This window comes from Hymenobacter baengnokdamensis (genome assembly GCF_008728635.1).
GTDB classification, from domain to species: Bacteria; Bacteroidota; Bacteroidia; order Cytophagales; family Hymenobacteraceae; genus Hymenobacter; species Hymenobacter baengnokdamensis.
Window position 1 is genome coordinate 1,394,274 of record NZ_CP044285.1, and the last position, 21,761, is coordinate 1,416,034.

The window sequence follows — 21,761 nt, forward strand, 5'->3', positions numbered from 1 at the left end:
GGAGGCGGCTGGTTGAATATAGTAAATTATTTATATTTAACCAGCCCCGGCTGCCGAGCCCGCTGCGGCAGGAGCCCGGCCGAACCTCTGCGGCCTGCCGTAGGTTTGTAGTCCCGTGCCAACGTCCCCGCTTCGCCTGCTGCTTCTTACTCCGCCGCTCACGCAGCTGAATACGCCCTACCCAGCCACCGCCTACATCAAGGGGTTTTTGGGCGGGCGCGGCTACCAGGTGCGGCAGGCCGACCTGAGCCTGGAACTGGTGCTCCGGCTTTTTTCGAAGGCTGGCCTGGCGCGCATATTCAACCAAATCGAAGCTGGCGACTACCACCTCAGCGATAATGCCCGCCGGATGCTGCGCCTGCGCCACCGCTACGAGGCCACTATCGGCCCGGCCATCCGGTTTTTGCAAAACCGCGACCTTACCCTGGCGGCCCGCATCTGCCACGGCCGGTTTTTACCCGAAGCCAGTCGCTTCGACAACGTGGCCGACCTCGAAGCGGCCTTCGGCACGATGGGCCTCACCGACCAGGCCCGGCACCTGGCCACGCTGTATCTGGAAGACCTGGCCGACCTCGTGAAGGAAACCGTGGGCCCGCAGTTTGGCCTCTCGCGCTACGCCGAAAGCCTGGCCATGTCGGCCACTCATTTCGACCCGCTCCACGAAGCCCTGCAAGCGGCGCCCAACCTCGTCGATACCCTGCTGCTGGAGCTGCTCGATGAGCTGCTGGCCGAGGTGCAGCCCGATATTGTGGGCTTTACCGTGCCCTTTCCCGGCAACCTCTACGCCGCCCTGCGGCTGGCCCGGCGCACGAAGGAAGTCAGCCCCCAAACCGTAACCGTAATGGGCGGCGGCTACCCCAATACCGAGCTGCGCGGGCTGAAGGAGCCCCGTTTTTTTGACTACATCGACTATCTGACGCTCGACGATGGCGAAGGCCCCTGGCTGCGCCTGTTTGAGTATCTGCAGCATAAAAACGAGCACCGTGCTGAGAAGCAGATGGATGGCCGCGAGCTGTTGCAGCGCACGTTTTTAAGAAATGAGGCGGGCCAGGTTGAATACATTAACCACCCGCACCCCGACGTGCCGCACCCCGAGGTGGGCACGCCCGACTACTCCGACCTCAAGCTCGGCGACTACCTGTCGGTGATTGAGGTGCTGAACCCCATGCACCGCCTCTGGAGCGATGGCCGCTGGAACAAGCTGACCGTAGCGCACGGCTGCTACTGGAAGCGCTGCTCGTTTTGCGACGTGACGCTCGACTACATTGGCCGCTACGAAGCGGCGCCGGCTACGCTGCTGGTGGACCGAATTGAGCAGCTGGTGGCCCAGACCGGCCAGACCGGCTTTCACTTTGTGGACGAAGCTGCCCCGCCGCTGGCTTTGCGCGACCTGGCCATTGAGCTGCTGCGCCGCCGCGTGAGCATCAGCTGGTGGGGCAATATTCGGTTTGAGAAAACTTTCACGCCCGACCTGTGCCGCCTGCTGGCCGCCTCGGGCTGCATTGCCATCAGCGGCGGGCTGGAAGTAGCCTCGGATAGATTGCTGGCGCTGATGGAAAAAGGAGTGACCATCGCGCAGGTCGCCCGCGTTACGCAGGGCTTTACCCAGGCGGGCGTGCTGGTGCATGCCTACCTGATGTACGGCTTCCCGACCCAGACGGCGCAGGAAACAGTGGATTCGCTGGAGGTGGTGCGGCAGCTGTTTGAAGCCGGCATTGTACAAAGCGGCTACTGGCATCGCTTCTCCATGACCGCCCATTCGCCCGTGGGAAAGAACCCCGCCAAGTACCAGGTGGCGGCTATCGGCCCCGAGCCCGGCCCCTTCGCCTGGAACGACCTCTGGCACGACGACCCTTTGGGCACCGACCATGAAAGCTTCGGCCCCGGCCTGGCTAAAAGCCTCTACAACTATATGCACGGCGTGGCCCTGCGCGAGCCGCTGAGCTTCTGGTTCGATTTTAAGGTGCCGCGCCCCACGGTGCCGCGTCAGCTTATTCAGCAGGCGCTCAGCGAGCCCGGCAGCCAAAAGTCAGCGGCAGCCAAGTCTGATTTTACTCAGCCCAACCGGCGCCTGTTCTGGCTCGGCAACGCGCCCGAGCTTCGCCTCGACACTCAGGCGGCCGCCGGCCGGCAGGATAAAAAAGCCACGCGGGCCGTCCTCACTTTTTACGAACAGGCCGAAGACTTTGAGGTAAAAACCACCGAAGCCATTGGCCCCTGGCTGCATCAGCTCCTAACGAAGCTGAGCGCTGGCTATGAAACGAAAATCCTGCTTAAAGAAGCGGCGGCCGATTTCCCCGCCGGGGCCGGCCGCTGGGAGGACTTCCTGCAAAGCCCGGCCTGGCAGCAGCTACGCGAGAAGGGGTTGCTGCTGCTTTAAGCGCTAGCGGTCGCGCAGCCAGGCGCTTACCTGCGCTTGCAGATAAGCCTCCGGCCCTTGCCGCACGCGCTGGCTGCCGAGCAGCGCCCGGCCCCCGGCTACTACCGCCCTGGGCAGCGCCGGGTCGTATAGCGCCAGCAAGCGGCCGCGCTGGGCCTGCGCCCGCCAGTCGCGGCGCGTGGCCAGCGGTGGCACCGGCATATTCTGAATAAGCAGGAAGGAAGGGCGCGAAGCTGAGTTTTCGGCCAGCAGCTCGGGTAGTCTGCTGGCCCGCCGCCCGGTTACCCAAACTCCTACGCGGGCGGTATCGACGCCCGCCGTGCGGCGCAGCAGGGCCAACGCATTGGCCAGCGCCGGCGCCGTGAGCGTATCGGCCGCCGGCAGCAGCAGTACGGTATGGCCCTGCCGGGCCAGGGCATCGGCCCAACCCGGCGCGGTAGCCGCCGTGGCGGGCGTCGGGAAAAACGCCAGCGCCAGGCCGGGCAGACTTTCGTCGGCGGGGCTGAACAGCAGGGCCTGGCCCTGGGTGCCGGCCACCTCATCGCGCCGCACGCGGTACACGGCCGGCTCGGGCGGCCCCCGGCGTACCAGCAGCAGGGGGTAGCGGGCCGAGTCGAGGCGTAGCGTACCGCGCCAGAAATCGCCCTGCCTGATTAGCTTCAGCGCCTCGCCGGGCAAGCCAGGGCGTGCCAGCTGCAAGGTGTCGTGGTCAAAAGTCAGCGTATCGGCTACAAAGCTCAGGTTGGGCAGCTCGGGCAAAACCAATTCGGCATCGTAGTGGCCCTGGCTTGGGTGGCGCAGCTCCAGCGCGGCGCGTAGCTCGGGGTGGCCTGGGGCTTGCAGGCTACCCACAAAGTGCCCGGTAGGCAGGGGCAGCGCGGCGGTGCGGCTGGGATGGTCGGAGCGGCTCTGGCAGCCCGCTACCCACGCCATGCATAAAAATAAATAATAAAATATAATTCTGCGCTTCGCCATATGCTGTGTCGGCCTGGCCAACGGGTTTAGCTTGGGCGCCCGGCCAGCCCTTTACGGTAAATGAGGTCGCGCTGCACATCCTGGCCTAGCTTAAAGGCCACTTCGCCCACTTCCCGAAAGCCAAAGCGCTGGTAAAAAGCCTTGGCCCGCTCGTTGTGTTCCCACACGCCCAGCACCACGCCCGTGCAGCTTTCGGCCTGCGCCAGGTCGAGGCAGCGCCGCATCAGGGCCGCGCCCAGGCCGGTACCAATCCATGCTTCCACAATGTAAAGCTGCTTGATTTCGAGCTGCCGGGCCGTGGCCGCACTTGCGGCACTCAGGCCCAGGGGCGAGTTTTTTGCTACCAGGGCGTAGCCCACCAACTGGCCCTGCATCTCGGCCAGCAGGAAGGTATTATCGGCGTTTTGCAGCTGGGCCAGCTGCAATGCGGGGCTATAGGTTTCGGCCAGGTAGGCAGCCATATCCGCGGGCGTATTGGTAGCCGCGAAGGTTTCCTGGAAGGTTTGGCGGCCCAGCTCGGCCAGCCGGGTGGCGGTGGCCAGGTTGGCTTTAGCCACGGAAATGCGCAGGGGAGAAGACATACTGGCTGCAAAGGTGCAGCCGCCCGACCAGTTGTGCCGCCGCCACGGCTAGCGGCTGGTGCCCACGCGCCAGCCGGCATAGCTGGTGAGTACGCCCGCCCCCAGCCCCAGCAGCACGGCCGCCAGCGGCCGGGCGCCAAGCACGCCGAGCGCCCGCCAGTCGTAGAGCAAGACGTAAAGCCGCAGCAGTTCCCCCAGAAATAACAAGATGCCGGCGGCAATCAGCAGCCCGGCGACCACACGGCGCGAAGCAGGCGAAAGAATACGACGGGAAGGCGGACGACGCGGCATAAGCAGTAGCTAAACCCCCGGCCGCCGCGCGATGTTCCCGCGCTTGCGATTCGCTGCCTCTTTCCTACCTTTGCCCTACCAAACACCCCGCGAGAGTAGCTCAGTTGGTAGAGCATCAGCTTCCCAAGCTGAGGGTCGCGAGTTCGAGCCTCGTTTCTCGCTCATTGATTAACAGCCACTTAGATGAAAGTCTGAGTGGCTGTTTTGGTTTTGGTTTAAACAAGCTATTTGCAGCTTGCGGTGATTGAGTTACTGTCTTGTGTTAAAATAGCTGTTCAACTACTTTCCCTTTCTACCAAATTGGGTAACATTTAGAGCAGATTTCAGGTTAGTGTACATGATAACCACAGTGGTCAAACCAGTTTTTCGCGTCGAGCTCAGTTATCCAATTGGTGGCGTCGTGAATGACGCTTTCCAGGGCCTCGCGGGTGCGGGCCTGGGCGGTGCGCAGCCAGGTTTTGAGCTTGCTGAAGGCGAGTTCGATGGGATTGAAATCGGGCGAGTAGGGCGGCAAATACAGCAGGCGGGCCCCGCGGGCTTCGACGAGCTCGGTCAGCCCGGCCACTTTGTGGGCCGGCAGGTTGTCGAGCACGACCACGTCGCCGGGCCGCAACGTGGGGCCGAGCACCTGGTCGAGGTAGGCGGCAAACACGTCCCCGTTGACGGCCCCGCTCAGGGTCATGACCGCTTGCAACCCGTTCGGCGTCAGCGCCGCCACCAGCGTCACGTTGGGCCCGCCGTGCAGGGGCGTGGCCTGGCGGGCGCGCTGCCCGCCTTCGGCCCGGGCGTAGCGGCGGCAATACGTCAGGTTAGTGCTGGTCTCGTCCACGAACTTAAAACAGGTAAAATCCTCGGCTTGCAGCGCCTCTACAAAAGCTCGGCGCAGCTCCTTCACCCGTTGCGTGTCGCGTTCGGCGGCATGGACGCTCTTTTTTTTCGCCGCCAATCCAGTGCCTGCACCGCCCGCCAGAGTGTGGTCTGGCTCACTGCCGGACCGCCGATGGCGGCCAGCCAAATACACAATTCCGCCAACGTGGCATCGGGCTCCTGGCGCAAACAGGCCGCCAGCTGCGCTTGGGCCGCCGCGTTCAGAAACGGCGCTGGCCCACTGCGTTGCGGCAAAGCAGCCACGGAACCGCTCGTGCGCTGGCGTCGGCGCAACTTGCGCACAAACGAATCCGACACGCTGAACTGCGCGGCCACTTCGCCAATCGTGCGGCTACCTTGCTGGCAAGCGGCCGCCACGCGTTCGCGCAAGTCAGTAGAATAAGCTTTCATGAACGGAATGTACGTTATAGCCTGTACACAAACCTGAAGTTTGCTCTAACAGTACCTTGCGACTGTAGCTACGCTACTTCTACCAGGACCTTCTATCTTCTAATGACTATTGAGCAAGTACGTCGGCTTGTTGCGCAGGGCGAGAGTATTCACCTAGAATTTAAGGAGGCTGCCTACGCACTACCGGAGACGTTTTTCGAAACCGCTTGTGCCTTCCTGAACCGTGACGGGGGTACGATTCTGCTTGGTGTAGAAAACGATGGTACTATCCTCGGAGTACAGCCGGAAGCAGTAGAAGCTATCCGAAATAACATCGCAACCCAATCTAACAACTCTGAAAAGCTGGACCCTGCTTGCGTACTGTTCCCTACGCAGGCAGTGGTCGAAGGCAAAATAGTGTTGTGCGTCCAAGTAGTAGCCGATTCGCAGTTGCACCGGACCAAGGGAGCTGTATACGACCGCAGTGAGGATGGCGACTTTCGTGTTTCCGACCCCGCCCGGATTGCGGAGCTTTACAATCGTAAAAAGCTCTTCTATACCGAAGGCACTCTCTACGAGCACCTGCGCTTTGAAGACTTGAGGGCTGACTTGTTTCCTAAAGTGCGCCGGTTGATGGCTAACCGCAACCCGGAACACCCATGGCTGGCGCTCGGCGACCAGCAAATGCTTGCTAAAGCTGGCCTTTTTAAGCGCGATTACCAGACCGGTAAAGAAGGTTATACGCTAGCAGCAGCGCTCCTATTTGGCCAAGATGAGGTGATTACGCAGATTGTGCCGCATCACCGCGTCGATGTATTGGTGCGTCGCCAGAACGTGGAGCGTTACGATGACCGACTCGACGTGCGTACCAACCTGATTGAGACCTACGTGCAAGTGATGGAGTTCATCGGCAAGCATCTGCCCGATTCCTTTCATTTGGAAGGCACTACGCGGGTTAGTTTGCGCGATAAGATATTCCGCGAAGTGGTGGCCAATATCCTGGTGCATCGCGAGTACACCAATGCCCGGCCTACTACCTTGGTTATTTACGCTGACCGGGTGGAGGCTGAAAATGCCAACGTCCCGCACCACGGTTCAGGACCCGTCCAGCTTGACAATTTTGCTCCTTACCCAAAAAACCCTAGCATTGCCAAGTTCTTCTTGCAGTTGGGGCGCGTTGATGAGCTGGGCTCGGGCATTCTCAACGTCACCAGATATTTGCCGCAATATGTGCGTGGTGCAGTGCCCCGCTTTGTCGATGGCAACGTGTTTCAGACTATTCTACCGCTGGCGGTGTATCCCCTCGGGATAGTTGCCGACCTGTGGCTGGACCGCCTGCAGCTGCGGGTGGCCGAGGCCGACCAGCAAGCCGCCCGGCAGCTGGCCGTGGGTGAATCACTACGTTCTCATCTTGACGACCCCGAACGATTATTTTACGAATTGGGTACAGGCTGGATGAGAAAAGGGCACAGGCTAAACCTAGATAAAACCGGCCCAGATGACGAAATACCCACTTTTGCCGAATGGCAGGATACAAGCCCGCCCCAAAAAGGGAACAGGCTGCTTTCCGTAAAAATGCGGCATTTTGCGGCCACCCTCTTCGTGTGCCTAGAGCCTAAGCCACTGGCCGAGGCGATGCAGTTGCTAGGATTTAGCAGCCGCAGCAAGTTCAAGACTACTTATACCGATGCGCTCATTCAGCGCGGCCTGTTAGCGCTGACGCTACCTGATATTCCTAGCTCACCCAATCAACGCTACCAGACTACCCAGCGCGGGCAGGAATTTCTGAGCGGAGTCTAAATCACGGCATTCATTCCGAAATAAGCATCCAGTCATTAGCTGGAGCCTCTTCCCTTTTAGCAATAACTACCTATTCAGCCCTATAATGGCTAAAGAGAAAAAGCACCGAAAAAACCGGCCAAAGAAAAAGCCATCGAAGTATCTCTTTGGGAATCGGCTAACAAGCTGCGCGGCTCCGTGGAGCCGGCCGAATACAAGCACGTCGTGCTGGGGCTAGTGTTCCTCAAGTTTGCCTCCGACAAGTTTGCCGAGCGCCGCCAGCAGCTCATCGACGAGGGCCGCCCCGAGAAGTACCTCGAAATGCCTGAGTTCTACAACATGCACAACGTGTTCTTTTTGAAAAAGGAATCGCGCTGGGAAGAAATACAGGATAATGCCAAGCAGGGTAATTTGGCGCTCATCATCGATACGGCGCTGCACACCATTGAGAAGGACAACAAGGCCCTGAAGGGCGCGCTGCCCGACAACTACTTTTCGCGCCTCGGGCTGGACCCCACCAAGCTGGCGGCGCTGGTGGATGAAATCAGCAACATCGACACGCTCAAGGACAAGAAGCAGGACGTGGTGGGCAAGGTGTACCAGTACTTCCTGAGCAAGTTTGCGCTGGCCGAGGGCAAGGGCAAGGGCGAGTTCTACACCCCGGCCAGCATCGTAAACTTGATTGCCGAGATGATTGAGCCCTACGAGGGCATCATCTACGACCCGGCGTGTGGCTCGGGCGGTATGTTTGTGCAGAGCATCAAGTTTATCGAGAGCCACCACGGCAACAAGCAGAAGGTAGCCATCTACGGGCAGGAGTACACCAATACTACCTACAAGCTGGCCAAGATGAACCTGGCCATCCGGGGCATCGGGGCCAACCTGGGCGAAAAGGCGGCCGATACCTTCGGCCAGGACCAGCACCCCGACCTTAAGGCCGACTACATCATGGCCAACCCGCCCTTCAACCAGAAGGACTGGCGCGGCGAAAAGGAGCTTACCGACGATGCCCGCTGGCTGGGCTACGACGTGCCGCCCCGCTCCAATGCCAATTACGGCTGGATTCTGAACATAGCCGCCAAGCTCTCCGACAACGGCGTGGCCGGCTTCATCCTGGCCAACGGCGCGCTAAGCGGCGGCGGCGAGGAATACAAGATTCGCCGCAAGCTTATTGATAATGACTTGGTGGAGGCCATTGTGATTCTGCCACAGGACATGTTTTACACCACCAACATCAGCGTTACAGTCTGGATTCTGAACAAGAACAAGCGGGAGCGTACCCGTGAAGTGGGCGATGAGACCCGCCACTACCGTGACCGTACGGGTGAAATCCTGTTCATGGACCTGCGGCAGATTGGCGAGCCGTTCGAGAAGAAGTTTATCCAGTTTGCCCCACAGCACGTCACGGATATTGCCACCACCTACCACAACTGGCAGCAGACAGACAAAGGCTACGAGAACGTGTCCGAATACTGCTACGCCGCCACTGCCGCCGAAGTAGCCGCCAAAGACTTTTCGCTGGTCCCCAGCAAGTACATTCCGTTCGTGAACCGGGATGAATACATCGACTTTGAGGAGCAGATGGCCGGGCTGCAAACCGAGTTTGCCACGTTGCTGCAAGCCGAAGCCCAATCGAAAAAAGACCTGTTGAACGTATTCAAAGAGCTGGGCTATGCAATCGAACTATGAGCCCATTGGGAAGTTTATCCGTTTGGTAGATGTGCGCAACAGAGGGCTGAGAGTAACGCAACTGTTGGGCCTCAGCATCTCCAAGCAATTCATTCCATCGGTGGCCAACATTATCGGCACCGATATGGAGAATTATAAGATCATCCGCAAAAACCAGTTCGCGTGCAGCACTATGCAGGTGCGGCGGGACAAGAAAATGCCTGTTGCCTTGCTCAAAGAGGTGGATGAAGCCATTATCTCGCAGGCGTACCCGGTTTTTGAGGTAATTGACGAAAATGAGCTGCTGCCCGAATATCTGATGATGTGGTTTACACGTCAGGAATTTGACCGCGAAGCTTGTTTTCACGCCGTAGGGGGTGTGCGCGGCAGCCTCGAATGGGAGGATTTTATAAACCTGAGGCTGCCAGTGCCCTCTATTGCCAAGCAGCGGGAAATCGTCGCTGAATATCACACCATTCAAAACCGCATTGCCCTCAACAACCAGCTCATTCAAACCCTCGAAACCACGGCCCAGGCCATTTATAAGCAGTGGTTTGTGGAGTTTGAGTTTCCAAATGAAACCGGCCAGCCCTACAAAAGCAGCGGCGGCGAAATGGAGGATAGTGAGCTGGGGGAAATTCCGAAGGGGTGGGAGGTAATCAACGTAAAGCAATTTTGCGTTGATATGAAGTCAGGTGGTACGCCTAGCCGGGACATTGACGCATATTGGGATAGGAATGATGTTCCTTGGCTAAAAACCGGTGAGATAAAGAACAATATTCTTCTAGCTGCTGAAGAATATATATCGACCGATGGGCTGAAAAATAGCTCTGCCAAACTGCTCCCTAAAGACACGGTACTGATGTCAATGTATGGTGTTAATGCTGGCGACATTGGGCTACTGAAATTTGTATCTGCAACCAATCAAGCTTGTTGTGGGATGATTTGCGAAAATCCCATTCATTCGGCTTATCTGTATTATCACCTGCTGCATAATCAAGAATTTATAAGCAGTCAGGCAATTGGCGGGGCGCAGGAAAATCTGAGCAAGAATTTTATCGAAAAAATTTCGATTCTAAATCCTGCCCATCAATTACTGGAGCGGACCGAGTTAAAAATCATTGTAGACAACAGGGAAAATCTGACAAAACAGAATTCTCTATTGAATACATTGGCTAACCTCCTCCTTTCCAAGCTCGCCACCATCGAAACCGCGCCATCCGCATCCAAGCCCGCCGCTACCGGTCCCGCGCAGCTAGCCCTTTCCTTCGCCTGAGATGAAATTTATCGAAGCCAAGCTGGAAGAAGCCTTCTGCGAGCTGCTGGAGAAGCAGGGCTACCCGCACCAGCTGGGCTACTCCCTGGCTCGCGCCCCCGAGGAGGTGCTGCTCGAAGCCGACCTGCGGGCGTTTCTGCTGAAGCACTACGCGGCCGAAGGCCTTAACCCGGCCGAGGCCCAGGCCGTGGTGAAGCAGCTGCGCGCCCTGCCCGCCTCCGACCTCTACGAGAGCAATAAGGCCGTGATGCGGCTGCTGGCCGATGGCTTCATCCTCAAGCGCGACAACCCCGACCAGAAAGACATCTGGGTGCAGCTGCTCGACTACGCCGGCCTCACGCGCCAGCAGCAGCCCGCCCTCGACCAGCTGCCCCACCTGGCCGCCGAGGCTGCCGCGCCGGCCTACGCCGCCGCGGCCGATAACAACATCTACCGCTTCGTGACGCAGCTCGAAATTGTGGGCAGCGAGAAGCGCATTCCCGACGGCATTCTGTACGTCAACGGCTTGCCGCTGGTGGTGTTCGAGTTCAAAACGGCCATTCAGCCCGACTGCACCATTCATGATGCCTACGTGCAGCTCACGGTGCGCTACGAGCGCGACATCCCGGAGCTGTTCAAGTACAACGCCTTTTGCGTCATCTCCGACGGCGTGAACAACAAGGCTGGTTCCTTCTTCGCTCCCTACGAGTTTTACTACGCCTGGCGGCGCGTGGCCGGCCTGGCCCAGGACGTGGACGGCATCAACACCCTCTACACCCTGGTGGAGGGCATGCTCGACCGCACCCGCCTGCGCGACATCGTCCGCAACTTCATTTACTTGCCCGACAGCTCGAAGCGGAACGAGAAAGTGGTGTGCCGCTACCCGCAGTACTACGCGGCCCACAAGCTGTACAACCAGATTTGGGCGGCCCGTAAGCCCGCCGGCAACGGCAAGGGCGGCACCTACTTTGGGGCCACCGGCTGCGGCAAGAGCTACACTATGCTCTTCCTCACGCGGCTGCTCATGCGCAGCGAGGACTTTGCCAGCCCCACCGTGGTGCTCATCACCGACCGCACCGACCTCGACGACCAGCTGGCCGGCCAGTTCACCAACGCCAAGCGCTACATCGGCGACCAGAGCGTGGTGAGCGTGGAAAGCCGCGAACACCTGCGCGAGCTGCTGGCCGGCCGCCAGAGCGGCGGCGTGTTCCTCACCACCATCCACAAGTTCACGGAAGGTACCGAGCTGCTGAGCCGCCGCGCCAACATCGTGTGCATCTCCGACGAAGCCCACCGCAGCCAGGTTAACCTAGAGCAGAAGGTGCGCGTGACGGCCGCCGGCGTCACCAAAACCTACGGCTTCGCCAAGTACCTGCACGACTCGCTGCCGCAAGCCACCTACGTGGGCTTCACCGGCACCCCGATAGATGCCACGCTCGACGTATTCGGCCCGGTGGTGGACGAGTACACCATGACCGAATCGGTGAAGGACGAAATCACCGTGCGCATCGTGTACGAAGGCCGCGCCGCCAAAGTAGCCCTGCACAACGACGAGCTGGAAAAGATAGAGCGCTACTACGCGCAAGCCGCCGAAGACGGGGCCAACGCTTACCAAATCGAGCAAAGCAAGGAAGAAACCGCCCAGATGCGGGCCATCCTCGGCGACCCCAAGCGTCTGCGCGTACTGGCTGCCGATTTCGTGCAGCACTACGAAAAGCGCGTGAGCGAAGGCGCCACCGTGAAGGGCAAAGCCATGTTCGTGTGCAGCTCCCGCGAAATCGCCTACGCTCTGTACCAGAACATCATCGCCCTACGCCCGGCCTGGGCCGAAGTGCTGGCCGCCGAAGAAGGGGCCGAGCTGACCGACAAGGAAAAGCGTGAGCTGAAGCCCATGGCGCGGGTTCAGCTAATCATGACCCGCGGCAAGGACGACCCCAAGGACATGTACGACCTGCTGGGTACCAAGGAGTACCGCAAGGAGCTGGACCGTCAGTTCAAAAACGCGAAGTCCAACTTCAAAATCGCCATCATCGTGGACATGTGGCTCACTGGCTTCGACGTGCCCTTCCTCGATACCCTGTACATCGACAAGCCCATTCAGCAGCATAGCCTGATTCAGGCCATTTCGCGGGTAAACCGCACCTATGAGGGCAAGAACAAGGGCTTGGTGGTCGATTACATCGGCTTCAAAAGTCAGATGGGTCTGGCGCTGGCTAAGTACAACAAGGGCGACGAGCGGAATTTCGAAGAAATTGACCAGTCGCTGGTAGTGGTCCGCGACCATCTGGACCTACTGGCCCGCCTGTTCCACCGCTTCGACAGCACCAAGTATTTCACCGGCACCGCGCTGCAGCAGCTGCACACGCTCAATATGGCCGCCGAGTTCGTGCAGCTGACCAAGGAGCAGGAAACCCGCTTCATGGGCCTGGTAAAGCGCCTGAAAGCCGCCTACGACATCTGCGCCGGCAGCGAAAAACTCACCCAGCCCCAGCGCGACCTGACGCATTTCTACCTGGCGGTCCGCTCCATCGTGTTCAAGCTCACCAAAGGCGACGCCCCCGACACGGCCCAGATGAGCGCCCAGGTGCGCAAGATGATTCAGGATGCCCTGGCTAGCGACGGCGTGGAGGAAATCATCAAGCTTGGGACTGACGGCGACACCGAGCAGGATATTTTCGACGCCGATTACTTGGCAAAAATCGAAAAAATCAAGCTGCCTAACACCAAGATAAAGCTGCTTCAGCAGCTGCTAGCTCGCGTTATCGGCCAGATGCGCAAGGTGAATCAGGTGAAAGGCATCGACTTCACCAAGAAGATGCAGGCCCTGGTAGCCCGCTACAACGAGCGCGACGAAAACGACATCCTGCGCAGCGAAGTCTACGAGGAAATAGCCGAGCAGCTCACCAATCTGATTTGGGAAGTCCAGAACGAGTTTTCAGCCGGCGACATCCTGGGTATCGACTTCGAGGAAAAAGCCTTCTACGACATCCTGCTTGCCCTGTGCGCCAAATACGATTTCCGTTACCCCGAGGAAAAGCTAATCTCGCTGGCCAAAGCCATCAAAGCCCTATTGGATGAGCAAGCCCGCTTTCCCGACTGGAATAAGCGCGAAGACATCAAATCAGCCCTGAAGGTGGGCTTAATTTTACTGCTCGATGAGTTTGGCTACCCGCCTGTGGAGCGCGACGAGGTGTATGGGGAGATTTTCGGGCAGGCTGAAAATTTCAAGAAGAACCGGGTGGGGTAAGATACCGCTTACGTGGTGGCCGGTCGCGGGCCACGCCTATTGTAGCCCGGTAGCGCACCTGCCCGGAATTCGTGGTAGCAATTGACGGCCGACCTATCATTAGCGATATGCTTTGCAGTTCGTGCCGGTGTACGCTTCCCGGATAAATGAGCCAGTTGTGAGCAAAGAAAGGCGTAACTTTCACTACCTGACGACTGAGAAATGAAAAAGGGACGATTCAGCGAGGCCCAGATTGTGGCCATTCTGCAACAGCAAGCCAGCGGGCAGACAGTAGCGCAAATCGTGCGCGAGCACGGGTTGAGCGAAGCGACATTCTACGCCTGGAAAAGCAAGTATGCCGGGGCCAGCGTGGCAGAGCTTACCCGGCTCAAGCATCTGGAAGAGGAGAATCGCAAGCTTAAGCAGCTGTTCGCCGACCTGAGCTTAGAAAACCAGGCTATCAAGGAGATACTGCGAAAAAAGTAAGTAGCCCTGCGGCGCGACGCCAAGCAGCGCAGGGCTTAGTAGATAAAGGCTGGAGCCAGCGCCGGGCGTGTGCCCTGGTGGGACTCGCCCGTGGTAGCTATCACCCGGTGGGGCACGGGCGTAACGACGAGCCCGTGCAGCAGGCCCTGCGGGCGTTAAGTGGGCGGCATCCAGGCTGGGGTTTCTGGAAGCTGCATCACCGCTTGCGCAAAAACGGACTGGTAATCAACAATAAACGTACGTTACGCATCTATCGGGCACTGGCCCTTAACCTGCCTCGGCGCCTGAAAAAGCGGGTGCCAGCCCGCGTCAAGCAGCCCTTGGCGGTGCCCGAAGCAGCTAACGTGTGCTGGTCGCTCGACTTTACGAGCGACGTGTTGACCGATGGCCGCCGGTTCCGGACGCTCAACGTGCTCGACGACTACAACCGCGAGCTGCTGGGCGTGGAAATTGACTTCTCCTTGCCGGCTAGTCGCGTCGTGCAGGTACTGACGCGCTTAGTCGAGTGCCATGGCTGCCCCACGCAGCTGCGCACCGACAACGGCCCTGAATTCATCAGCACCAAATTGAGTGATTGGTGTGAGCAGCAGGGCATTATCCTGCACTGGATTCAACCGGGCAAGCCGACACAGAATGCGTACATCGAACGCTTCAACGGCTCGTTTCGCCGCGAACTGCTCGCCGCCCACCTATTTCGCTCGCTGGCCCATGTGCGCCAGCTGGTCGACGAGTGGCGGCACGACTATAATACCCAGTGGCCCCACCAAGCCTTGAATTTTATGACCCCTATCGAATTTAAACAAGCGGCTTAACCTCTGCCTACCACTGGCTTATCGAATGGGGAAGCGTACACTGATGCTCTACTTTCAACCGGCCCAGTAAATGGGAGGAGGTCAGCAGGTCAAGCGCATGACTCCCCCAGTAGAGGTCCTACCTAGCGTAGTAATCTCCCTTAAGGTGTGGCTGAATAAAGAGGGAAAACATCTACCTCAGCTTTACGCAGGTTTGCTGGACGGCGCTAAGCTTACGGACCATATCAAGCGGAGCTACTTCGGCCGGCCACGCCGGTTAGCAAGCTGTCAGCAGGTAAATTGCGAGAATTTACCACCCTACCCATTCCGACGCGGTACCTCAGCGAACGCTCTATGAAGCATTTCTTCTTTTGTTTCCTCCAACGCCTGCTGCTCCTGCTAGCAGTAAGCGGCGCCTGCCTGCTCCCCGCCCAGGCCCAGACCGGCTCGGTGGGCATCGGCACTACCCTGCCTGATGCCTCGGCCGCCCTCGACATCGTGAGTACGAGCAGGGGCTTGCTGCTGCCGCGCGTGGCCGCCACCAGTAACGTGAATAGTCCCGCTACGGGCTTGGTGGTGTACCAGACGGGTAGTCCGGCGGGGTTCTATTACTACGATGGCGCCGCCTGGCAGCAACTCGTGCCAGCCAGCAGCGGCAGCTTCGTGCGCAACCAACCCAACCCGCAGGCGGGGGCCAGCTTCAACGTGGACGGCAACGGCACGGTGGGCGGCGGACTGGCCGTGGGCGGCGCGCTCACGGGCAGCGGGGCCGATGTAGGCGCCGTGGTGGGCGTGGGTGTGCGGGCTGACGGGGGGCTGAATCTGGGCCAGAACACGAGTGGCAATAGCGTCTTTCTGGGCTACCAGGCGGGGCAAAGCAGCACGGGCCACGCCAACCTGTTCGTCGGTTACCAGGCCGGGGCCAGCAACACCACCGGCATCAACAACACCTTCAGCGGCAGCAGCAGCGGCGCGAGCAATACCACCGGCACCAACAACGTATTCACCGGCTACCTAAGCGGCACAAGCAACACAACGGCCTTTGGCAATACCTTCAGCGGCACCTTCAGCGGCCGTAGCAACACGACGGGCGGTGGTAACGTGTTCAGCGGCTACCAAAGCGGCGTGAGCAACACCACCGGCATCAACAACACCTTCAGCGGCTCCACCAGCGGCGTGAGCAACACCACCGGCACCAACAACGTGTTCAGCGGCTCCAGCAGCGGCAATTACAACACGACAGGCAGCAGTAACACCGCCCTGGGCTATGGTGCCGGCCCGGGTAGTGGCAATCTTGTCAACACTACAGCCCTGGGCAACGGCGCCATTGCCTCAACCAATAACACCGTGCACCTCGGCAACACGGCCGTTACCACCATTGAGGGGCAGGTGGCCTACTCCTTCCCCTCCGATGCCCGCTTCAAGTATCAGGTGCAGGCCAATGTGCCCGGCCTAGCTTTTATCAACCGCCTGCGGCCCGTTACCTACCGCTTCGATAGCCCTAAACTCGAGCGTTTCACCCGCACCGGGGTGCTGTCCACCGGCTGTACCCCGGACAGTGCCGCCGCCGTGCAAACCGGCTTCCTGGCGCAGGAGGTGGAGCGGGCCGCCCACGGCCTGGGCTACCGCTTCGACGGGGTGCACGTCCCCACTGATGCCCGCGACCACTACTCGCTGGCCTACTCCCAGTTTGTGATGCCGCTGGTGCAGGCCGTACAGGAGTTGAGCGCGGAGGTCGAAACCCTCAAAACCCGCAATGCGGCCTTGCAGCAGCAAAACGCGGCCGACCACGCCAGCCTGCTCACTATGCAAGCCCAGCTGGCTCGCCTGCTGGGCGCAGACACGCAGGCCCAGAAGTAGAACGCGGCACGCCGCCGCATACAGGGCGGAGTACATGCTAATAGGATAATCAATTGATTTATTGAGCACTAGCGGCGGCTTGCAGCGCTGGCCTTGGGAAAAAGTTTGGTACAGCTGTTATAGGGTTGGCCTGCACCCCCGATTCAGGGTATCCGCAAGCTGCCAAAAGTGCCTACCGGGTACCTCAATTGCCCCTATGAGTTTCGGATACCGCGTTTTGTCGGGCGAGCAGCCACTAAAAGGCAGTGGGTAGCCGGCATCAGAACGCCTCCTTTTTATGCTTCATGCTTGTGTGGCAATTCGCTGGCTGGACTGCTGTAACCTCTCCAAACTTTTAACCAAGGCCGCACACTTGAGAGCATCAAAAAGTGTGGAGCAGTTGGGGTCGCCGGCCTTTTGCTCCCTGCTAGCGCAAGCCCGGCCATTGACCGCTGCTCCACACTTTTTGATGCTCTCCAGCTAAGGGGGTGCGTTAGAAGTTAGACAAAGAACGGACAGTCTGATAAGATACGTCGGTTTGAAGTCGCGTTCAATGGGAGCCTTCCCGCAAACCATACAGCTCTACCAATCTCAGGCACCACTCTGCTACAGCTGCTGCATCATCTGGCGCTGGCTGCTTCAGGCACCTCATAAAAAGTAGGAAATCGGAAACTGTCCGTTTTGGGCTGGCTACTTTACGTATGCACCCGTTAAAGCCCACGCTGGCCCGTGCGGGCTGCCAACAGCCCCGCGGCACTTATCCCTTTTATGTCCGATTCTATCCCACACTCTCACTACGCGCGCGTGCTTGCCTGGCTCGACCAGCACCTGATTCGCCGGCTGTATACCCCGCGGGTGCGGCGCCTCATTTTGCAAAGTCTGCCGTTTTGGATTGCCTCCCTGCTAACCGGCCTGGTAGCCGTAGGGTATGAGCGGATATTTGTCTGGGCCGAGCAACTCAGCTTTGACTGGCTGGGCCGCGTGCCCCTGCTGGCCTTTGTGCTCACGCCGCTGGCCTTTCTGCTCTCGTGGGCGCTGGTGTACTACCTGGCACCTGCGGCGCGGGGAAGCGGTATCCCGCAGGTCATGGCCGGTATCGAGCTATCCAACCCCGCCCAGCACCGGCACACCGAGTATTTGCTGAGTTTGCGGGTTGCTGCCGTCAAGGTTGTGAGCAGCGTCGTGCTGCTGCTGGGTGGGGGCGTAATCGGGCGCGAAGGCCCCACTATCCAGATATCGGCCGCTATATTCCGCACTATCAACCGCCTGCAGCCGGCCAGCTGGCCACACCTTTCGCGCCAGATTGCGCTGGTAACGGGCGGGGCAGCGGGCCTGGCGGCCGCTTTCAATACCCCGTTGGGGGGCATCGTGTTCGTGGTTGAGGAGCTCACCCAGATTCACTTGTCGCGCTTTCGCCTGGCTGTGTTCGCGGCCGTTATTATCGCCGGGCTCACGGCTCAGCAGTTTCTGGGTTCCTACCTCTACCTGGGCTTTCCGAAGGTGACCTCTCCGGGCGGCTGGTTTCAGGTGCTGGCTATGGGCTGTGCGCTGGCCTGCGGGCTGGCGGGGGCGCTTTTTGCCAAGGCGCTGCTGGCCGTGGGGCAGTACCGCCGCCGCTTCACAACCCTGGCGGCGCAACTAAGCTGGGTATTGGGCTGTGGCGTGCTGATGGGCGGCCTGGCTTACCTGGTCGGCCGCGAAGGAATCGGCACGGGCAAGCCGATTATCAATCAGCTGTTGTTTCAAAACAGCGGCGTTACCCCCGGCTACCTGTTTCCGGCGCGCTTTGTGGGCATGGTGCTCAGCTATAGTGGCGGCGGGGCCGGCGGCGTGTTTGCCACCTCGCTGAGCGCGGGGGCACTGCTGGGCGATGGCCTGGCGCGGTTGGCCGGGGTGCCGGTGCTCGACCGCAACCTGCTCATCCTGGTCAGCATGGTCGGCTTTCTGACCGGGGTGGTCCGCTCGCCGTTCACGGCCGCTATCCTGGTGCTGGAGATGACAGACCGGCACTCGGCTATTTTTCAATTGCTGCTCGGGGCTATGCTGGCTCAGGCGGTCGCCGCCTTAGTCGACCCGCACTCCCTCTATGAGCACCTCAAGCAAGGCTTTATCCGGGAGTCGCTGGCTCAGGAGGTACCTGCCCAGCCCGACGTAGCAGAAACGCCGGCCCCATCGCCCGTTGAAGAGTGAGCCCTTTATGCTACCCCGCAGCAGCGCGCATCGGTTGATTACGGCGTCCGCTACCTCGATTCGGTTGGCGTAGCGCCAGGCAAGATTGTTATTGGGGCCGCCTTTTACGGCCGGGTGTTTGGCGGGGTCGCATCCGCCAATCAGGGCCTGTGGCAAGCCGGTAAATTCAGGACAACAATTGCTTACAAGGACTTTGCCGATAGTCTGTCGCCGGCGCGGGGCTTCGTCACTTACCGCAATGGCGTGGCCCAGGCTCCCTATGCCTATAGCGCCCGCCAACAGGAATTTGCTTCCTTCGACGATGCGCAGTCCATCCGGCTAAAACCCGGTACGCGCGGGCAAAGCACCTCGGCGGCGTCATGTTCTGGGAGCTGACGGGTGATAAGACCCAACATGGCTTGCCGGAAAGCCTGTACCAAACTGCTCAGTAGCCTGTCAGCAAGGTGTTAATATAATTTATTTAATATATAATAAATATACTATAATACCGAAGCCAGCCGGGCGCATCGCTTGCTGCCGCGCAGGCGACTATTTGCCGCAGGTAGCGGCCGGCGGGCACCGGCCAGCTCCAGGAAAGACCCGGTAGCGAGGCAGTCACCCGGCCAGGTGGGGAGCGCCGTGCTACCTTTCGCCCGCAACTTATGCCAAGCTTATGTTTAAGTACGTATCGGGCCTTGTGGCCGCCACGCTTTTTAGTATTGCCGGGGCTACGGCCCAGGAGCGGCCCGTTCTTACGGACCAGGACTATGCCCGCGCGGAGCGCTTTATGGGCTACAATACCCAGGCCCTGGTAGATGGCAGCCCCGGCCAGCCCCACTGGCTGCCGGGCGACCGCTTCTGGTACCGCGTACTGACGGCCAAGGGTAGCGAGTTTGTGCTGGTTGACCCGGTCCGCAAAACCCGCACGGCCGCTTTCGACCACGCCAGGCTGGCCGCGGCGCTATCTAAGGCCAGCGGCAAAACCTATGAGGCCAGCCGGCTGCCGGTTCGGGACCTTGCCTTTTCGCCCGATGAAAAGTCGGTTTCCTTCACTGCCGCCGGTAAAAGCTGGCAGTACAACCTCGGCAGCGGCCAGCTAAGCCCCGGCGATGCCCAGCCCGGCCCCAACGCGCAGAACGAAGTAGAGTCGCCCAATGGCCGGCTGGCCGCCTACATCAAGGACTACAACCTGTGGGTCCGCGACACGAAAACCAACCAGGCCACCCAGCTCACCACCGACGGCGCCAGGGACTACGGCTACGCCACCGACAATGCCGGCTGGACCCACAGCGACCAGCCGGTGCTGCGCTGGTCGCCCGACTCGCGCAAAATCGCCACTTTCCGGCAAGACCAGCGCGCCGTGGGCGACATGTACCTGGTGACTACCAACGTAGGCCACCCCACGCTGAAAACGTGGAAGTACCCGCTGGCCGGCGACAAGGACATTGCCCTGATTGAGCGGGTGATTATTGAAGTGAACAGCCCCAAGGTGGTGCGCTTGCAAGTAGCCCCGGACCCGCACCGTGGGTCGCTGTCGGATGATATTTCGAGCAGCGGTACCTTCGACGACGTAGACTGGAGCCCCGACGCCAGCCAGCTGGCTTTTGTATCGACCTCACGCGACCACAAGCAGGAAAAGCTGCGCGTGGCCGATGCCGCCACCGGCGCAGTGCGCGACGTATTTGCCGAAACCGTGGCCACGCAGTACGAATCGGGCCAGCATGCCATCAACTGGCGCTACCTGCCCAAAACCAGGGAGGTTATCTGGTACTCGGAGCGTGATAACTGGGGACACCTGTATCTCTACGACGCGGGCAGCGGCACGCTGAAGCATCAGATTACCAAGGGCAACTTTGTGGTGACGCAGCTGCTGCGAGTAGACGAGGCCAAGTGCCAGCTTTACTTCCTGGCCGATGGGCGCGAGCCGGGCAACCCGTATTTCACCCAGCTCTACCGCATTGGGCTCGATGGCCAGAACCTGACGTTGCTCACGCCCGAGGCCGGCAACCACCAGGTGGCGCTGGCGCCCTCGGGCCGCTACTTTCTCGACACCTATTCGCAGCCCGACAAGCCGGGCGCAACCGTGCTGCGCGGGGCCGATGGAAAGCTGGTTTTACCGGTAGAGAAAACCGATATTTCGCGCCTCACGGCCACCGGCTGGAAAGCGCCCGTTCCCATCACGGTGAAAGCTCAGGATGGCCAGACCGACCTCTACGGCCTGATGTTTACGCCCACGACGCTGGACCCGGCCAAAAAATACCCGATTATAAACTATATCTACCCCGGTCCGCAGGGTGGGGGCGTGGGCAGCTGGTCGTTTTCGGCCGCGCGCGGCGACAACCAGGCGCTGGCCGAGCTGGGCTTTGTGGTAGTGGTGATTGAGGGCAGCTGCAACCCGCTGCGCTCCAAGTCTTACCACGATGCCTGCTACGGCAATATGGCCGAAAACACGCTCTCAGACCAAGTGACTGGTATGCGGCAGCTGGCGCAAAAGTATCCGTATATTGACCTGGAGCGGGCCGGCATCTGGGGGCACTCGGGTGGTGGCTACGCCACGGCAGCGGCCATGTTCCGCTACCCTGACTTCTTCAAAGTGGGCATTTCGGAGTCGGGCAACCATGAAAACCGCAACTACGAAGACGATTGGGCCGAGCGCTATATCGGCCTGCTAAAAACCAACCCCGACGGCACCACCAACTATGATAACCAGGCCAACGCCATCTTCGCCAAGAACCTGAAAGGCAAGCTGATGCTGGCCCACGGCCTCATGGACGACAACGTGCCTTCCTCCAATACGATGCTCGTGGTAGAGGCCCTCACCAAAGCCAACAAGAGCTACGACCTGGTGGTGTTTCCAAACGCGGCGCACGGCTACGGCGTCTACTCGCCTTACATGACGCGCCGCCGCTGGGACTACTTTGTGCAGAACCTGGCGGGTGCCCAGCCGCCGCACGACTACGAAATGAAGCCCGTGCCCGACCCGCGCAATGTGATGCAGTAGGCGCGAGGCGCTGACTTCATGTCTGGTCGGCAATACCTACCTCCTCGCTGGTTTTAGCGTTTT

At 59.9% G+C, this 21,761-nt stretch carries 14 protein-coding genes, 1 tRNA gene and 1 pseudogene; 11 read left to right on the top strand and 5 right to left on the bottom strand.

Annotated features, from left to right (window positions below; all coding sequences use genetic code 11):
• Positions 1–115 precede the first annotated feature (115 nt).
• On the top strand, positions 116–2,380 hold the full coding sequence (locus tag F6X24_RS05900; RefSeq protein WP_191906477.1) for a B12-binding domain-containing radical SAM protein: 2,265 nt from the start codon (positions 116–118) through the stop codon (positions 2,378–2,380).
• 3 nt (positions 2,381–2,383) lie between these two features.
• Here the strand turns inward: F6X24_RS05900 and F6X24_RS05905 are convergent, their stop codons facing one another.
• The 3 genes from F6X24_RS05905 to F6X24_RS05915 form a co-directional block, all read right to left on the bottom strand.
• Positions 2,384–3,313, bottom strand: a complete 930-nt coding sequence (locus F6X24_RS05905) for a hypothetical protein (RefSeq protein ID WP_151087129.1) — start codon at positions 3,311–3,313, stop codon at positions 2,384–2,386.
• Between the two features lie 68 nt (positions 3,314–3,381).
• The gene (locus F6X24_RS05910) at positions 3,382–3,936 is read right to left on the bottom strand and encodes a GNAT family N-acetyltransferase (protein ID WP_151087130.1); all 555 of its coding nucleotides are present in this window, start codon (positions 3,934–3,936) and stop codon (positions 3,382–3,384) included.
• A 48-nt stretch (positions 3,937–3,984) separates the two neighbouring features.
• Positions 3,985–4,227, bottom strand: coding sequence for a hypothetical protein (locus tag F6X24_RS05915; RefSeq protein ID WP_151087131.1), 243 nt, complete (start codon positions 4,225–4,227; stop codon positions 3,985–3,987).
• Between the two features lie 89 nt (positions 4,228–4,316).
• Between F6X24_RS05915 and F6X24_RS05920 the strand changes: the two genes are divergently transcribed.
• Positions 4,317–4,389 (top strand) — tRNA-Gly (locus F6X24_RS05920).
• A 166-nt stretch (positions 4,390–4,555) separates the two neighbouring features.
• Here the strand turns inward: F6X24_RS05920 and F6X24_RS05925 are convergent.
• Together F6X24_RS05925 and F6X24_RS05930 are read right to left on the bottom strand one after the other, a co-directional pair.
• Positions 4,556–5,173, bottom strand: coding sequence for an IS630 family transposase (locus F6X24_RS05925; protein WP_191906310.1), 618 nt, complete (start codon positions 5,171–5,173; stop codon positions 4,556–4,558).
• Positions 5,119–5,505: a transposase gene (locus F6X24_RS05930; protein WP_191906309.1), complete on the bottom strand. Its 387-nt coding sequence runs from the start codon at positions 5,503–5,505 to the stop codon at positions 5,119–5,121. Before F6X24_RS05930 ends, F6X24_RS05925 begins: the two co-directional genes overlap by 55 nt.
• Positions 5,506–5,607: 102 nt before the next feature.
• Between F6X24_RS05930 and F6X24_RS05935 the strand changes: the two genes are divergently transcribed.
• The 9 genes and pseudogenes from F6X24_RS05935 (at position 5,608) to F6X24_RS05975 (ending at position 21,698) form a co-directional block, all read left to right on the top strand.
• A complete protein-coding gene (locus F6X24_RS05935; protein WP_151087132.1) occupies positions 5,608–7,284 on the top strand; it encodes an RNA-binding domain-containing protein in 1,677 nt (558 codons plus the stop codon).
• A 177-nt stretch (positions 7,285–7,461) separates the two neighbouring features.
• Positions 7,462–8,952 (top strand): type I restriction-modification system subunit M, encoded by a 1,491-nt coding sequence (locus tag F6X24_RS05940; RefSeq protein WP_229725385.1) that lies wholly within the window; start codon positions 7,462–7,464, stop codon positions 8,950–8,952.
• Positions 8,936–10,207 carry a restriction endonuclease subunit S gene (locus F6X24_RS05945; RefSeq protein WP_151087134.1) on the top strand — a complete coding sequence of 424 codons (1,272 nt, stop codon included), beginning with the start codon at positions 8,936–8,938 and terminating at the stop codon, positions 10,205–10,207. The genes F6X24_RS05940 and F6X24_RS05945 overlap by 17 nt, the downstream gene beginning before the upstream one ends.
• Before the next feature lies 1 nt (position 10,208).
• Positions 10,209–13,433, top strand: a complete 3,225-nt coding sequence (locus F6X24_RS05950) for a type I restriction endonuclease subunit R (protein ID WP_151087135.1) — start codon at positions 10,209–10,211, stop codon at positions 13,431–13,433.
• 201 nt (positions 13,434–13,634) lie between these two features.
• Positions 13,635–14,710, top strand: a protein-coding gene (locus F6X24_RS05955) for an IS3 family transposase (protein ID WP_229725387.1) whose coding sequence is annotated in 2 segments (ribosomal slippage) — positions 13,635–13,884 and positions 13,884–14,710 — 1,077 coding nt in all. Because the reading frame shifts where the segments join, the coding sequence is not laid out codon by codon here.
• Between the two features lie 333 nt (positions 14,711–15,043).
• The gene (locus F6X24_RS05960) at positions 15,044–16,549 is read left to right on the top strand and encodes a tail fiber domain-containing protein (RefSeq protein ID WP_151087137.1); all 1,506 of its coding nucleotides are present in this window, start codon (positions 15,044–15,046) and stop codon (positions 16,547–16,549) included.
• A gap of 747 nt (positions 16,550–17,296) precedes the next feature.
• Positions 17,297–18,718, top strand: coding sequence for a chloride channel protein (locus tag F6X24_RS05965; RefSeq protein ID WP_151087138.1), 1,422 nt, complete (start codon positions 17,297–17,299; stop codon positions 18,716–18,718).
• A gap of 63 nt (positions 18,719–18,781) precedes the next feature.
• Positions 18,782–19,093: pseudogene (locus F6X24_RS19405) on the top strand (glycosyl hydrolase family 18 protein); the annotation flags it as partial.
• A 277-nt stretch (positions 19,094–19,370) separates the two neighbouring features.
• Positions 19,371–21,698, top strand: a complete 2,328-nt coding sequence (locus F6X24_RS05975) for a S9 family peptidase (RefSeq protein WP_229725389.1) — start codon at positions 19,371–19,373, stop codon at positions 21,696–21,698.
• The last annotated feature ends 63 nt before the right edge of the window (positions 21,699–21,761 follow it).